This is a genomic window from Enterococcus sp. AZ163, from assembly GCF_050498925.1.
GTDB classification, from domain to species: domain Bacteria; phylum Bacillota; class Bacilli; order Lactobacillales; family Enterococcaceae; genus Enterococcus_A; species Enterococcus_A ferrettii.
On the sequence record NZ_JBIPAO010000001.1, the window covers coordinates 2,926,385 to 2,941,311 of the forward strand.

14 protein-coding genes are annotated in these 14,927 nt (G+C 39.0%); 2 read left to right on the forward strand and 12 right to left on the reverse strand.

From position 1 onward, the window contains the following. Positions 1–429: 429 nt before the first annotated feature. Together IGI46_RS13990 and IGI46_RS13995 are read left to right on the forward strand one after the other, a co-directional pair. A complete protein-coding gene (locus tag IGI46_RS13990) occupies positions 430–1,926 on the forward strand; it encodes a P-loop ATPase, Sll1717 family (RefSeq protein WP_429973649.1) in 1,497 nt (498 codons plus the stop codon). A 179-nt stretch (positions 1,927–2,105) separates the two neighbouring features. After that, entirely contained in the window at positions 2,106–2,306 is a 201-nt protein-coding gene (locus IGI46_RS13995) for a hypothetical protein (protein WP_429973650.1), read from the forward strand. A gap of 302 nt (positions 2,307–2,608) precedes the next feature. Here IGI46_RS13995 and IGI46_RS14000 read toward each other — a convergent pair whose 3' ends face one another. The 12 genes from IGI46_RS14000 to IGI46_RS14055 all read right to left on the reverse strand — a co-directional run bounded on the left by IGI46_RS14000 (position 2,609) and on the right by IGI46_RS14055 (position 14,918). Continuing rightward, entirely contained in the window at positions 2,609–3,346 is a 738-nt protein-coding gene (locus tag IGI46_RS14000; RefSeq protein WP_429973651.1) for a peptidoglycan amidohydrolase family protein, read from the reverse strand. A 101-nt stretch (positions 3,347–3,447) separates the two neighbouring features. Then, positions 3,448–3,855 (reverse strand): phage holin family protein, encoded by a 408-nt coding sequence (locus IGI46_RS14005; protein ID WP_429973652.1) that lies wholly within the window; start codon positions 3,853–3,855, stop codon positions 3,448–3,450. Positions 3,856–3,940: 85 nt separating this feature from the next. Further along, on the reverse strand, positions 3,941–6,835 hold the full coding sequence (locus IGI46_RS14010; protein ID WP_429973653.1) for a phage tail spike protein: 2,895 nt from the start codon (positions 6,833–6,835) through the stop codon (positions 3,941–3,943). Between the two features lie 10 nt (positions 6,836–6,845). Then, positions 6,846–8,921, reverse strand: a complete 2,076-nt coding sequence (locus tag IGI46_RS14015; RefSeq protein ID WP_429973654.1) for a distal tail protein Dit — start codon at positions 8,919–8,921, stop codon at positions 6,846–6,848. After that, on the reverse strand, positions 8,921–11,956 hold the full coding sequence (locus tag IGI46_RS14020; protein WP_429973655.1) for a phage tail protein: 3,036 nt from the start codon (positions 11,954–11,956) through the stop codon (positions 8,921–8,923). The genes IGI46_RS14015 and IGI46_RS14020 overlap by 1 nt, the downstream gene beginning before the upstream one ends. Further along, positions 11,949–12,506: a Gp15 family bacteriophage protein gene (locus IGI46_RS14025; RefSeq protein ID WP_429973656.1), complete on the reverse strand. Its 558-nt coding sequence runs from the start codon at positions 12,504–12,506 to the stop codon at positions 11,949–11,951. Before IGI46_RS14025 ends, IGI46_RS14020 begins: the two co-directional genes overlap by 8 nt. A 5-nt stretch (positions 12,507–12,511) precedes the next feature. Next, positions 12,512–12,907 (reverse strand): hypothetical protein, encoded by a 396-nt coding sequence (locus IGI46_RS14030; RefSeq protein WP_429973657.1) that lies wholly within the window; start codon positions 12,905–12,907, stop codon positions 12,512–12,514. Between the two features lie 104 nt (positions 12,908–13,011). Further along, on the reverse strand, positions 13,012–13,467 hold the full coding sequence (locus IGI46_RS14035; RefSeq protein ID WP_429973658.1) for a phage tail tube protein: 456 nt from the start codon (positions 13,465–13,467) through the stop codon (positions 13,012–13,014). An 11-nt stretch (positions 13,468–13,478) separates the two neighbouring features. Next, entirely contained in the window at positions 13,479–13,862 is a 384-nt protein-coding gene (locus tag IGI46_RS14040) for a minor capsid protein (protein ID WP_207702669.1), read from the reverse strand. Continuing rightward, entirely contained in the window at positions 13,862–14,188 is a 327-nt protein-coding gene (locus IGI46_RS14045; protein WP_429973659.1) for a minor capsid protein, read from the reverse strand. The genes IGI46_RS14040 and IGI46_RS14045 overlap by 1 nt, the downstream gene beginning before the upstream one ends. Then, positions 14,188–14,529: a putative minor capsid protein gene (locus tag IGI46_RS14050; RefSeq protein WP_429973660.1), complete on the reverse strand. Its 342-nt coding sequence runs from the start codon at positions 14,527–14,529 to the stop codon at positions 14,188–14,190. Before IGI46_RS14050 ends, IGI46_RS14045 begins: the two co-directional genes overlap by 1 nt. After that, the gene (locus tag IGI46_RS14055) at positions 14,523–14,918 is read right to left on the reverse strand and encodes a hypothetical protein (RefSeq protein WP_429973661.1); all 396 of its coding nucleotides are present in this window, start codon (positions 14,916–14,918) and stop codon (positions 14,523–14,525) included. Before IGI46_RS14055 ends, IGI46_RS14050 begins: the two co-directional genes overlap by 7 nt. Positions 14,919–14,927 lie beyond the last annotated feature (9 nt).

A 14,927-nucleotide genomic window follows, 5' to 3' on the forward strand; every position in this document is an offset into this window, starting at 1 on the left:
CTGACAAGGTAGGAGTGGCCAAGATGAATAATGACGAAGAGGAACCAACTCTTCTACTGGTATTGTACCACTAGCTCGAAAAAAAAAGCCACTCCCAGGCATCGTGGGAATGGCCAGAAACAAAAGGTTTAGCCCAAACCATTCACTGTATTGTACAGTTTGAATGATTGATTGTAAATAGTTGTATACACAAACAAACCCCGCCTCTTTCGAAGCGGGGAATGACAAATTTTTTAGTGATGATACTTCTGTATACTACTATCTAAGAATAGAATTGTAAACTTATACGCTCGACAAGAATACCCACCTCGTTAGAAGGTGGGCTGTTGGAAAAGATCAAGCTTTCAAGCAGTCTGATCTTTTCGGGATTTTTACTTTTATATGTGATAGAATTAACCCCAGACAATAAATTAAGTTAGGGGAGTTATAATGTCAATTGTTTGTCTGAAGGAAATAGATTTTGGTAAAACCGATGGTAGGTCTGAAGCAGAACAAAAAAACTTTCTTTCTTTGTTTTATGATGATAATTATCATACAAGAAAGCTGATTGATGATAATTGTTTTATCATAAGCGGATATAAAGGGACCGGAAAAACTATACTTTCTAATTATTTTTCTAAAAAAAGAGAAATAGAAAATAAGGCACTGATTAGAAAACTTAACTCTACTGATTTCATTCAGGAGAAATTGCTTATTTTTAGTAAATCCCCAATAACCAGGGAAGAATTAGTAATTTTTTGGAAATACGTTTTTTTAAGAGAGTTTGGCTTTCTATTGAAAAAAAGGCAAAATAAATCGTTATGGCTAAGGATATCACAGAAGAACAGACTTAAAGTATTAGACAGTTTATTAGAAGAAGCTAATTGGGTAATGACCAAGGCAGAAGATTTCTACCAAACTAAAGAAGGTTGTTCAATCAAGGCAGGTACGGAAGCAAGTGAAAGTATACACTCAGCAAATATTCAAGCAGTTTCATCAGGCGAATTGATCGAAAGTAGCAAGGTTCAAAAAGTCAGAGCTGAGTATACTGAACTCATAAGAAAACTTGAAGATTGTGTCTATAAATTACTTGGAACTAAGCATGAATACTATATCATCTATGATGATATGGATCAGCTTGATGAACAAATGAATAGAGAAGACTTTTTAGAGTTAATAAAGCAAATGCTTTATGCGTCAGAATCACTGAACCAAAGATTTAGAGAAGGTAAAAATAAGTGCAGAGTGATACATGCTCTAAGATCTGACATTCAAAACTTAGTACTATCTAAATCCTACAATCTGTTTAAAACGACATCTGATTATGGTGTTGAAATCGATTGGTATGCCGAAAGACAAAAAAAACCAGAGAATCATCCACTGATAAAAATGATCCTTCATAAGGTAAGGAAGAGTGTAGATTCCTATTCCTCTTTATCCGATAGAGCCCTATATGATACTATTTTTTTTAGAGAAGAAAATGTTCTAAATTATTTTCTTAACCACAGTTTCGGTCGTCCTAGAGAACTGGTTAAATACTTCACTATTGTTCAAAAACGTTATCCTGAAGACACAAAGATTACTTTAAAAATGTTACAAGATTGTCTACCGGAATATTCAAAATGGTTCTACGATTCTTTATTAGCTGAAATAAGCATCAACCCTAGAATAAAGTCCATTATGCAAGTTTTAAACATTATTCAACTAAGAGGTGTTAGAACCTTGACATCTACTAAAACCGAAAGATTTGCACGAGACAAATCAGCTGAGATACCGGATAACTTGATTGATGTATTAAGCGAAATGTATAATTTAGGTATTTTGGGTATTAGAACATCTAAAGGTATGACACAATTTCATTACAGAAGCAACGCTCCATTAATCCCTAATGAAAGCACCAAATTTGTAGTACATTTCGGACTACTAAAATACCTGAATATAAGATAAAAATAGGGATAGCTACTCGTGGTAGCCATCCCTAAGACAATATGTCCACTTGTTCTAGTCAGAAACTGAGCTAAACCAAGTAATAACTTTTTAGTAATTTGATTTTAACATATGTATTTGTTTGAGTAAAGCAAATTGAGGCCAACTTACCATTAAAAAAATCTATAGGAGTGGTTAAAATGTTAAAACCAACACCTTCTCAAACACGAAGCCGTCAATCTTCAAATAAATCAATGCATAGTCGTAAAGCAAAAAGCTACAGTCAAAAAGAAATCAATGATATTATTGATCAAACTAAACTCGTATCCGTTAACCATAAGTATTCAATTGTTGTTAAAGGAAAAAAGACAACCGCCTTCCCAAACAGTTGTCCTAGATAGAAAAGAGACTACTTGTGTTAAGCTAGTCTTAAAACTATTGTAGTCCATTTTCTGAAAATGTAAATAAAGTTTTTTTCGATAGTTAGAATAAACCCTTCTCATAGAGAGTTTCAAATGCAAAACTAAACGGAGCGGCATCTGCCCACCAGCACACTTCCCCAAATGTCTGATCTCTGCCGCTCCGTCTATTCGTATCATGACGCTTATATGTTAGATGAGTGATACTTGTAGGATATTATAAAATATACAACGGATAAACTCAAATGATATGTACAACCCCACCCGGACGGATGGGGATTTTTTTACCACTTAACTAAATCAGTAGTTTTTTCAATAGTGGCAACTCTGAAGTTATCATGAGAGTATTTAGGCTCAAAGGTGTTGAATCCCCATTCTTTCACAAGTTCACGGCATTCGGTTAACACTGTTCCATTTGGCATGTGCATTCTCTTATTGCCATTAACAAAGAATCCGTCAAATTGTTCTTTCTTCACGCTGTTTTGCTTCCAGTAAATATACATTAGTTTTTCCTCCTTGATTTTCGCTTTTTCTTCAGTTTGATTCGCGTTTGTATTGCTGGTGGTTTTATCAGAGTTCGTAGCTGCACCTTTTAGTCTATACGCATAAAAGTACGGGCATCCGGCCATGACCCAACGTTCGTCATGATTGGCAATAATTGTGGTCATCTTCCAACCAGTACATTCGATCCATTGCTGGTTATCTAACGCTACACCTGTATGTCCACCTGCTCCAGCGGAATAACCTTTACGACCCCAGATAATCACATCACCACGTTGCATTGGGAAGTCACTGTTCTCAGCAATTAATTCATATCCCAGTTTTAATAAATAGTCATGTAGTGTTTCTGTGCTTGGAATGTAGCCGTAGTTGAAACCACCTGATTCGCGTAAAATACGATATACCGAACCTGAGCAGTCGCACGTTCCGTCGGTGTAATACCGTGAACCGTACATACTGTAATAACAATTGTTGATGTACTTCTGGACTACAGCTAAACCAGCTTCAATATTTAGACCCATTTATTTTTCCTCCTTCTTCTCAGGATGTTCGGGCTGAGGCTGTAAGCCAACATTTTTATCGTTAGACTTTTCATAAAGCTCCTTTGCTTTTTTCATGTCCATTATTTGTTTTCTCCTTCCTGGTTTTTTTGGCTACTTGACTGCAGACGTTTAATGATCGGGTCAAACATCGCTGTCGCAATCCCTAATTTATTTAAATTTTCTACAATACTAACCATTTCATTAAGTGTTTCCAGAACGTATACTGCGACAATGACACTAACTGAAAATAGATTCGGTAATACAATAGTTAGCGGCACAATCGCAACTAAAACTAGCATCAATGCGAATTTCTTCAACAATCCCGTACTCATTTTCCCTGACTTCAAATCATGGTTAACATAGGCTTGAATGAACCCTGTCGCCACATCAATTGCCATTAAAACCAATATAAATCCCAACCAAATTAATACTTTTCCATATTCATCTTTCATCATCGTTTCAGCCCAAAGCAACATTTTCATATCCATTTTTCTCACTTTCCTTTTCTTATTTTGGCACTTTCAATCATATGAAAAAAAGAGCGGGCACACGGCCAACTCTTTTAGACAACAACTATCCATTTTCCAGAAACTTGTTCAATTTTTCTTCTAAAACACCAAGCCGCGTCTCTAATTCTTCGTTTTTCGAAATCAGAACCTTTACAGCATGGGTAGTTAAATTCATCTGTTTCATTTGATTAATTACCAAATAATTGTCTGTTTCAAATGAAGAGTGTTCAGATAAAAACGGTACATGTTGAGCAATCAGACCATATTGTTTTTCAGTACTCTTTCCTTTGTTTCTCGGGTTTTCAGGGTCCCAGTCAAAGTCATAAAATTCAATACATTCAAATTCTTTCAAAGGATCAATATCTGACGGTTTAACATTTTTCTTTAATCGAATATCAGATTGATTGGTTATGGAGTAGCCGTTCATGTTCAAATTTTTATATACCTGTACTGCATTTCTATCAGCATGCAATACAGTGACTGGTGTCCCTGTGTTGAAAGCTGCTAAATAAGTACCCCAGTTACCACCAACAACTAAATGGTTATCACTGGTTACATAAATTCGATTTCCCGTTGACGAAACGCTTGAATTACCATTCTTGAAATTCAAGACACTTAGATTGTTCATCACATTATTTTGCAAATTAACTTTTGCTTTGATATCCATCCATGTTTCGCTCGGATTGTTATAGTCATTGAATCCAGCCGACAAAACTTCCCACGCTTGAATACTTGGAAGTCCGCCACCAGCAGGAACGGTCATTTTTGTAAGGCTTATACCTAACCGTTGCTCAACTGATATTCCTTCAAAGCCCCCTTTAAAGTATTTTTTTCCAGCTTTATCTAACAATGTTAATTTGTCGTACGCTAACGTAGCTTCACGCAAAGCGATACTATCTACTAAAGACAGATTAGTTTTCGACAAATTAACGTCGTATTGATCGGAATAAATTCTCATCGCAACAGTGTTTAGGTTGAAGCCGGCGTTTGCGGTTCCTTGTCCGTCTCTGGAAACAACACTCGCTAAACCTTCATGAGACAGTCGCATTAATCCTGTACGCCCCGGCTCGTTTGGATAAAGATAGTCAGACTTGATAACTCCTCCATCAATTGATAACACTCCGTTGATAGGACGACCGTAATCATCTGTACCAGTGAACTCACTTGTAAACTTTGAACCGTTGATCACAGAGCCGTTGATATTAACAGCATTCAACTCGTAGATATTCAGCAAGGCCTGATCAACCATTTGGGGTTCCCAGGTTCCTATACCATCCTTAACCACATACTTAAAGTACCCGGTTAATGCCCCCTCTGAGTCTTGTTGCCAGAATTGATCCCCATGTTTCGGATTCTCCGGTCTGATCGTCCCAACTGTTACAACAGGTACACTATCAATCTGATCTTGAACTTGCTTATACAATTCTTGATCATATCGCAATTGAAATTTATAATCAGCCGGATTCATAGAAGGAACTGGATTTGTCCCATTTCCAATGCCAACATAAGGTTTCCCATTTCCATCTAAACTAATATTTTTACCATTTGCATCGTCAGCGAAGACTACCCAAGGATAATAAGTCTTACCATCATCACCATCAATTCCATTGCTACCACGAATTTTTGTCCAATGACCAAGATAATCCGCTGGATCGTCTGAAGGTACAGGTTTGTTTCTAACAAAGAGAATCGCCATGTATTCCTTCTCTTCACTGTATCGGTGAGTGAAGCCGTTCCCTTGATCATCATCCGCATAGGCTCTCCATTCGTAAAGAGCCTGCAGTTGCGTTTGTTTCATCGCTTCCTGAGCCATTCTTAACGCTGCATCAATCTTAGACTCTTTCTCAATGAAGTTGCCAAATACCGCTGTGTTTCTTCCCTCGTTTGACAAGTGCTGCGTCAGCTCTAAGACATCCGCTTCTAAAAAGAGTTCCGGCTGATAGTCATGATCGACAATTCGGACTGTATCGCCTAAACCAATATCATCGTCAAGTAACGCTACATCTACCTCATAAGTATTCGCTCCCTGTGATAACTCAGCTAAGCGATTTGCCGCACGATTAAACAGCTCCTGCGGACTCTGTGTGTCATATTCAAACGTTCGTTCAATATACCCCTCATAGGTCTGCATTCCCGGTTTGTTTTCTTTCCAATAAGGTCCCATGATCAAATCGTACACTCGATCATCACCCGCTGGACTTACAAACCGATTATCAGCTGATTGATAATGTCTGTCTTTAAAAGTTATGCTCTCCTGATCCTCTGAGCCTTCTTTCATACCACCAATACCAATCAAAGCTGTCGCGAGTTCTGATAAGTCTTCCGTTTTATAAATATTATTGACTTCTTTAGAATACTCTAAAGTGGTTCCAATACTTTTCCCACGTCTCTTATAGATGTCGATAAAACGAGCTGCAACCTGTGACCCTTGCATCACAACACGAAAGCCGATATAGGCATTATCAAACTGTGTAGCTACAGACCGCAAACGCTTTGTTACCGTCTCATGTCCTTCCCACACTAATTTTCTTGATAGATGAGGTATTTCATTAATCCCAATAGAAAAACCGCTCTTGCTAGGCAAGAAACGGTTAATGTAGTCGGCTATTCGGTAATCTTTTTCAGCTTCATAAGGTCGTACAATTGTATTATTTAAAGTCAGATTTGTATCTACACAATGAATAACTTTTTTATCATGCTCCGATTCAACAATCAGGATCTGGAATAATCTATCTTGACCCTTCTTGTCACGAAAGGCAATCTCATTACCCTTAACTAGATGGTCAGCGGCTGCATATTTCTTCAAGACTTCAAATGAGTATGTGGCCATACCTGTATCTAAACTGTCTGTTAGTCCGCCACCGCTGAAAGAGTCATCAAATGGCGTAGCAAAAGGCGCTTCATTGCTCAAAATGTCTAGTACTTGTTTGCTTTGACGATCAATTATAATTAACTGCATCTTTTGCCTCCTATCTGTATGTCTTCCTATATTTTGCGGTGATCAGCGGCGGCTCACTCATGTAATCCGAAAAATGGAACTGTACTTCACTCTCACCAACGGGCAGCAAGAAATAGTTATTGCCTATGTCAGCATCTAACATGTCTTGTATAGGTTCCTGGTTCTGCCAGTACTTGTATATCTTACCCTCAGTGCTCCTAATTTCCACTGTGTCGCCTGCTTTCATCTTGTTCGGCAAGTCTACCCAATAATCAACGTTGTCCTTGACGAAGCGTAATTCTGACCATCCCATGCCGCTTTTATTTTTAGCAACATCTTCCCAAGCAATTGGTTTCTTGTCTCCGAAGGCAGCAAAAGCGATTGTAATACGTGCTGCCTTTTTGTTAGAGACTGCATACCCACCATCTAAGTATTGCCTAGTCCATTTATTATGGCCGTTTTGAATGGTCCACTCCCACAAGTTGCCAGCTTTGCGTACTGTTAGGCTACCTAGCCACCATCGCCATCGCCAAGTTGAAGTGTCACGGTCAACTTCCTGGTTGCCTACATACGCCCAAAATTGATTTTGAGAAGAAGACACTGAGTCATCTCTAAACTGTATTGTGAACAATCTCGTGCCATCTGCAGCAGAAATAGTGAACTCTAAACGGCCAGCTTTCTCAGCCCAAATATCCTGTATCCTTGATAGGGATTCTAGCGTAAAGTTGTTTGCTTCTTCTGGTAGCGCTTGGGTTAGTGTTACCCCGTGCCATCCAGTTCCTGTTCCAAAATCAGTCGGGTAAACAAAACTTTGATTCGGGTCCCACTTTACAGCTCCGTTTGCTGTCATTGGGAGCATAGTCACCGCTTTATTGCTATTGATTTCCCAACCTTTGTTGTTGTCAAAACGATCTTGCAGCAAAACAACTGATTTCTGCTTTGTCACACCATCTACTTCACTCGGTGATCCATATTGGATAATGCCATCCTGGTGAACAACCCCAATATAGCCATTATCTTCTTCAAAATCGAAAGAAAATTCAGGCGCTGTTTTATGTGTTCCTTCATTATTAATTATCAGCGTTTGTTTTCTCGGAAGTTCTAATTCGATTTCTAATTTGACATCTTTGACTTCAACCCATGCTGGTGTGATTCCATCTGAAATGGCCCCATTATCACTATTTCCATTCTTTTTGGATGAAATGTAAATAACATAGTTTCCATCATTCATTTGTTTAGGATATGACCCCGTTAACTTCACTTGCTTATTATTAAAGTCATTTGCCCCGACAGCTCCTGTCGTAACTCTCCATGTTGATTTATTGTCAGATGCTAAGATATGAATCAAGTAATATTTTAACGAGCTTGCTATATTTGCTTCGTTCATACCACCGCCTCTACAAGAACTTATTAGGGTAACATTTTTCATAAAATCATGAAGTCTTGCTTCTTTTTCTTTTATTGTCGTAAGTCCAGAAAAAAGATTCGGATATTTTGTTTCAAGTATTTGAATCACATTGAACTTAAACTGAATTTCAGCGCCACAATCTACTATGTTAGTCTCAGATCGTACGTACCTCGAAGGATCAACAAGCTCATCATATTGTTCTTGAGCGAAGGATGTTTTGATCTGTCCATCAAACAAACTACCCGTTCCCTGTACTCCATCAATAACAAACGTCTCAGTCACGACCTCCCGGTCATTCGTCACAATCGTTTCCTCTTCGGCATAGGCAACACCAGACGGTACTAGGAACGAGATAGAGCCTTTCTCAAACCACTGCACGAGTTCCTCGGCGTCCGGCTTTCCTTGCGGAATGGCTAAGTAGAACCTATCCATCTGATCGGAAAACTGCAGCTTCTTGGGTTCGTCCACGTTCAGAATCCGCATCATTTCATCATGCGCCGTGTGCAAGTCTCCTTGAATAACAAACGGAACCTCAATAACCCCCTCCTTAATACGTGAAGAGATTACCTCGGTTCCGTCCATGTCTGATATGTCTATTGTCTTGTTTTCGTACTCTCCGACCATCGGGCCGCGTGTGAAACCGCCTAACACTCGGATAGGCAACTTCTCACCATTGAAATATACGTTAAACTCTGCCATTATGTTTCACCTGCCAAAACGTTTTTGATTGTGTTTCTTCTATTTAGTTCTTTCTCGGAGTATACCGAAACACTACGGCCAACTTCTCTGCTATCTAAATCTACAGTCGTGTGAAGTTCATAAACACGATTAACACTAGATTTTTTTGTAATATAACTATTATTGATTATCTGGCTACCAGTAGTCGCTAAGCCCATTCTGCTAGTACCTAAAGCCATTTCAGGGCTAATTGACTTAGATATACCTTCTCCAAGGCTCCGAATAGCGTTGTACGCAGTATCTGCGTCTGCTTCAATACCAACCGCAATTCCTTGTGGGATATACTTTCCGATCTCATCTCTCATCACACGAGAAGGAGAGTGAATGCTTAACACATTTGCTATTGTATTCCTGATCCCATTCCCTATATTCGAAATTGTATTCCATAGACTATTTAATCCACCAGTTACACCATTGATCAAACCTTGAATAATATTTCTACCAATATCAAGCAAGTTAATGTTTCGCAAAGAATTGAATAGGCTCATGACGCGATTAACTGCGTTTGAAACAGCATGAGTCATGTTATTCCAAGCTTGCTGCGCACCAGAAACCAATCCATTAATAATATTGATGACTGATGACTTTATGGAGTTCCATACTGATGTGATTGTCGATTGAATACCACGCATGATTGACGATAAGGTATTCTTAAAACCATTCCAAATATTCTGAGCGGTGGATACCAATGTACTAATCAAATTAGTTACTGTATTTTTTATGCTTTGCCATATCGAGGCTGCAGTTGCCTTTATACTATTCCAAATATTTGATAGAATATTTTTCAGATTCTCGAAATGCCCCTGTGCAAAATCAACTATCGCACTGACAATTCCAGAAAAAATCGATTTTATTCCTTCCCAAATTGTAGAGGCTGCGCCTTTGATATTTTCCCAAATTTGGGATAAATGGCTACCCATTTGATCAAAGTTACCTGTCACTAAGTCCAATACTAATAAGACAGGACCTAGTATAATATTCTTAATCAGTTCCCAAGCTCCCTGAGCAACCATCTGTATACCTGCCCATATTTCATCCATGCCAGATTTTAGTAGTTGCCAGTTCATCATGAGAATACCGATAAACGGAGCTACGATCATAAGTATTGCATTCACTAAGAGTTGCCATGTTTCACTAACAAAAGTCTTGACCCCTTCCCAGAATAACGAGAACCATTCTTTGAAGGCTGTCCATTTTTCCTGTATGCCTGTTACAGCACCATCTACTCCCCCGACAACGCTCTCCCAAATACCAGAGAAGAAATCGCCAATTGATTCCCATGCGGTCACTATGACTTCCTTTGCTGTAAGGAATGCTTCCTTGATCTTATTCCAGATTTTGATAACTGCATCTCTAAAACCTTCATTAGTTTTCCAAAGATATATAATCCCTGCTACAAGGGCTACAATCGCTCCCACTATTAAACCTATTGCATTTGCCTTCATAACTGCATTTAGTATTGCGAAAGCATTTTTAACTGCAACAATCGCAACTTTTAAACCGTTAAAAAGCTTAATTATTGTAGACACAACTTTGAAGGCAGCAAACCCTGCAACGAGTCCAACTATAACAGCACCTAGCGCTTCAACCGAGGACTGATTATTCTTAACCCAATCCCCAAATTTTTGTAATGCAGGTATGACTTTATCAAGAAACGCTTGTGACACAGTTACGGTGAATTCTAAAAGCTTCGCCGATAGTTCTACCATTAATGGTCCAATGAAGTTAACCAGTCCTGAGAATACACCTTTAAAAATGTCTAGAGCAATCGGTAATCTCTCAGCGAATTCCCGCATTAACGTAACTGCTATAGTGGTAATTACTCCCGAAAGATTAGAAAGAGTAGGTAATAAATATGAAGCTAATTTTTTAAACACTTCAATAACTCCAACGATAGAAGGTGCCACTTTTGAGAATAATTCTTTGGACATCTTAACAATCATATATCCGACAAACTCAAAGTCAGTGGCTATTCTCTGTATGTCTGAGTTATTTACTAAATCTCCTATAGATTTTCCAACACTTTTTAAAGCTGTTACAATCATACTAAAACTTGTATTGTTGTTTAGATTAGCAAAAGATTCCCTAACTTTGTTTACGAACGGGATAATCCCGTCCATCGATTTTACTATTGTGTTCCCTGCACTGTTTATAAGAGCTTTTAAACTATCTATGTGCTGAGCGATAGCCTTTCCGGTGACACTTTTAATCAGTTCATCCAGCTTGGTAAGTATGTTCGCTACATTCTTTGATATTGAGTTACGCAGATTACCAAAAGAAGTAGCAATTCCCAAGCTATTTTCTTTAGCCAATGATGCAAGTTGTCCAGTACCAGTACCAAGTTCGATTAATTTATCTTGAAATTGGTCAAATGTCACTGTTCCGTCTTTCAACGCTGCGTATAAGTCTCGTTGTGCTGCTTTCCCAGTAAACCCCATAGCTTCGGCGGTTTTCTGCAAAGCTAACGGCATTGTTTCTTGAAGCGTTTTCCAAGACTCAAAGTCAACGGTTCCCGTAGACAACATTTGATTAAATTGTTGCATACCTCTTGAAGCGTCATCCGTTGATGCTCCACTAGCAAGAAATGCATTGTTCAATGCTAAAACTGTATCAGTTGACCTATCTAGATCACCTGTTACGGCTGTCATCTGTTGAGTTTGTGCAACAACATCATCGAGTTTAGTAGGTAACCCATCAATACCATCGGAAAGCTTATTAATTGATTTTGTTGAGTCCTCAGCGGAGAATCCTAAGGCATTCATGACTTTGGGGAATTTCTGCATAGTATCGAATCGGGATACCGCATCACCTACAGAATTCTTTAAAACATTAAAAGCAGCACTGGCGACTTTTACAAGCTCCATTGCTGCTACCATGTCTTTTATCCCTCTGCTAGCTTTGTTTGACTTTCCTTCTAAATTATCGAGGTCTTTGTTCAGAGAAGAAACATTTTTACCATCAACCTTTACATCAATGGATACTGTTCCATCAGCCATCCGTTTCCTCCTCTCCATCTAAAGCGAATTTTCGTTTTAAATCTCTCATTTTTTTCCTGTATTCTGCAGAATCACCTTTTTGAGGAGTCCAATTCCTGATTTGAATGATTTTTTGAATGATCGTGTCTTCAGGAAGGCTTTCTAGAAGTGCTTGAAACTCTACCCAAGTCAGTTTCCCCTGCTCTTCGAATAGATTGATCCCTATCTGTCTGAAAGACGCGTATATGTACTTAGCGTCTTGTTGTATATCTAAACTTTGCTTTCCATGCACTACTGGCATAGGATTGCCTAGCTCATCTAGTTCTGGCTCGTTGCTATTACCTAAAAGAATGAAATTATCCCTTACCAAGAGCCACAGCTCTGCTTTTAAGGACGCTTCTAAAATTATTTCGCCAAATAGCAAAGTAATTACAGTATCGATCTTGTCTCCTAACAACATGTCGCTAGACAGTACATCGAAAACATCCAGAACATTATCGAATGATAAATCAATAGCGTACTCTTGATCATGAAAAAAAATAGAAGTGACCAGCGGATCATTTAACCGCATAACAATCACCTCTTACTTTTCTTTTTCTTCTTTTTCAAATACTGTTTTTTCAATTCGTCGGATTTACTACTTTGTTCTTTTTGGACTTCAGAAACCTTCTCAGCGATTCCTTCAGCCAACGTGTAAAATGCATTGATCCATGCTACGACATCTGGCACACTGTCATAGAGCTTTTCAAACGTGCCTTCTCCAAGCATTGCATCATACCCTATCGTTAAAGCTTTTTTGTAATCTTCGATAGTGTCATCGCCTTGCTCTAACTTCTCTAATTTAGGTCCGACAGCAGCAAACTTCTCTTCATACTCCTCAATATGCTCCGTTGAACAATCGAAAAAGAACTTATGTCCACCTAATTCAATTGGAAAACCCGTTCTTTCGACATTAATCTTTAAACCTTGCATAGGCTATCCTCCTAGAAAAGGGAGAGACTACTCTCCCTTAGTTTCATCTGTTTCTTTTGGTACCCCTTTGCTCGTTGATACTTTTGCGTTACGAGTTTCAGGGGCTACGACTTTGGGGTTTTCGTTGGCGCTTGGTCAAATGTAATTGTGCAGCTAAACTCTTCGTAGGTAACAGCGTCGCCTGCTCCGGCAATGATATCGGTCACAGTTGCCTTACCAACAAAAGTATCTCCGTTAGTTTGAACCACTTTGTGCCAGACTTTACGCCCAGTCCCGGTAAGATACTTCATGTCAGCAATCATTTTCTGTGCTTTATCTTCGGCATCGTAATAACCTTCTGGTGTGTATGCTCCAGCGACTGACATTACAGTTGTTTCTGGCGTACCATCACCATCATAGAACCCTTCTTCTTCGGTTTCTTCATTGGAATCATCACCGATTGTATTGATCCATTTCGCTAAACGAACCCAGTCTTCTGCAGCTACTGCCGGCGCCGTTTCTTGTCCATCTACATAAGGCGCAAGCCAGTGTTCTCGTTTCGCGTTCTTTTGTCGTGCCATTAGTTTTCCTCCTAATAAGTTGTTAGATTTGCTTGAACATCAAACAAAAAAACGAACCAGCCTTGTTCATCAGCAGCGCTGATAAATGGCTTGTTCGCTATTGAGATCGAATCGAAATCAAACGATTCATCCTTACTTTTTACTTCTTCTAGTTTCTCTACATAATCAGAAATAGTCCATAAAGTCTTTTCGATCAAGTTGCCATCTTTAGACTTCATAGCTATTTCATAATTCAGTTGTTGGTCTTTTACATTGTCGTAATATTCAGTAATTACGCTGCCACCAGGTAAAGGATATATAACTAGTGAGTCATCTAATAGATATCCTTTCTTAAGTTTAATTGGCAAATCAGGTATAGAGTTGATCGAGTCTTTCAATCGGTCGATAAAATCCATTACAACCCAGCTCCCTTCAAGAACGCGCGCTTCCAAGCTGGCAGATTCATTGATCTTGCTTTCTTGTCCCAACGTGGACCAGTACCAGGAGTACTGTATTTTTTTGCTGGGACATAGAACCGTTTTCTAGCATAAGGCATTTCATAAAGTATCTTACTGCCATCATGGGAAAGATGTCCTGACTGTCGCAAATGATTATCCTTTTTGGGAACAAAAGGATTCATATCAGCCAGCGCCTGGTTACCAAACGCGTAACGTCCTCTTTCGAAAGCTTGTTTGCTTAGCTTTCCACGAACACCCGACAAATTAACTGTTACTCCACTCATTACATCACCCCCAGCTCATACGAATAAACTTGGTCAACGAATGGCTCTTTGAAAACAGCAGCGCTGGTAACTGTATGCTCTACACCATCAAAAACGAGTACATCTTGTTCTTTAAAGATAGGTAGCGGTTCGGTTAGACCGTCGTAGCAAAAGACAGTAGCATTAAACAGCAGCTGCTTACCTTGTGTGCCGAAGGTGTACGACGGGTTACGATCAATACGAACATAGTTTACTAGCTGATCACCTTCAAACTCAGGCTTGTTGTAATCCCCTTGACCTTTATATGATCTATATACCATCGAATCAACAAGCGTTTCTTTTGGTGGCTTAGGTATCAACATGAGCGAACACCTCGATACAACAAGCCGGTTCCTTCCAAGAAAACATATACATCATCAGGAACAAGCGACTTACTTTCATTTGCCCCACTGGAATTATAGCGGCTGCCGTTTGATATTGACGTAGAGCCAATCTGGAAGCTCTGTGGCATCTTGTTTAACGATTCGAAGGTATCAGCATCCATTTCCGTAAAGTAGTTTATCTGAGCTACCAGAGCCTTCTTGAAACGACTCGAACGAAACTCTACATCTGCGGTGATATCATTTCTAATATAGAAATTGTTGGTAATGTTTTCTAATAGAGCCTCAGCCTTCATGTAGAAATCGGCAAACTTCTCTTCTGAAGCTCTGCCACCTAACTCTTTATATTCTTTAAAATTGAGATAACTCATGATCTCCCT

What these genes read in the sequence shown, in the direction of transcription:
- IGI46_RS13990 (WP_429973649.1), top strand. Translation starts at nt 430, where the DNA reads ATGTCAATTGTTTGTCTGAAGGAAATAGATTTTGGTAAAACCGATGGT.
- IGI46_RS13995 (WP_429973650.1), top strand. Translation starts at nt 2,106, where the DNA reads ATGTTAAAACCAACACCTTCTCAAACACGAAGCCGTCAATCTTCAAAT.
- IGI46_RS14000 (WP_429973651.1), bottom strand. Translation starts at nt 3,346, where the DNA reads ATGGGTCTAAATATTGAAGCTGGTTTAGCTGTAGTCCAGAAGTACATC.
- IGI46_RS14005 (WP_429973652.1), bottom strand. Translation starts at nt 3,855, where the DNA reads ATGGATATGAAAATGTTGCTTTGGGCTGAAACGATGATGAAAGATGAA.
- IGI46_RS14010 (WP_429973653.1), bottom strand. Translation starts at nt 6,835, where the DNA reads ATGCAGTTAATTATAATTGATCGTCAAAGCAAACAAGTACTAGACATT.
- IGI46_RS14015 (WP_429973654.1), bottom strand. Translation starts at nt 8,921, where the DNA reads ATGGCAGAGTTTAACGTATATTTCAATGGTGAGAAGTTGCCTATCCGA.
- IGI46_RS14020 (WP_429973655.1), bottom strand. Translation starts at nt 11,956, where the DNA reads ATGGCTGATGGAACAGTATCCATTGATGTAAAGGTTGATGGTAAAAAT.
- IGI46_RS14025 (WP_429973656.1), bottom strand. Translation starts at nt 12,506, where the DNA reads ATGCGGTTAAATGATCCGCTGGTCACTTCTATTTTTTTTCATGATCAA.
- IGI46_RS14030 (WP_429973657.1), bottom strand. Translation starts at nt 12,907, where the DNA reads ATGCAAGGTTTAAAGATTAATGTCGAAAGAACGGGTTTTCCAATTGAA.
- IGI46_RS14035 (WP_429973658.1), bottom strand. Translation starts at nt 13,467, where the DNA reads ATGGCACGACAAAAGAACGCGAAACGAGAACACTGGCTTGCGCCTTAT.
- IGI46_RS14040 (WP_207702669.1), bottom strand. Translation starts at nt 13,862, where the DNA reads ATGGATTTTATCGACCGATTGAAAGACTCGATCAACTCTATACCTGAT.
- IGI46_RS14045 (WP_429973659.1), bottom strand. Translation starts at nt 14,188, where the DNA reads ATGAGTGGAGTAACAGTTAATTTGTCGGGTGTTCGTGGAAAGCTAAGC.
- IGI46_RS14050 (WP_429973660.1), bottom strand. Translation starts at nt 14,529, where the DNA reads ATGTTGATACCTAAGCCACCAAAAGAAACGCTTGTTGATTCGATGGTA.
- IGI46_RS14055 (WP_429973661.1), bottom strand. Translation starts at nt 14,918, where the DNA reads ATGAGTTATCTCAATTTTAAAGAATATAAAGAGTTAGGTGGCAGAGCT.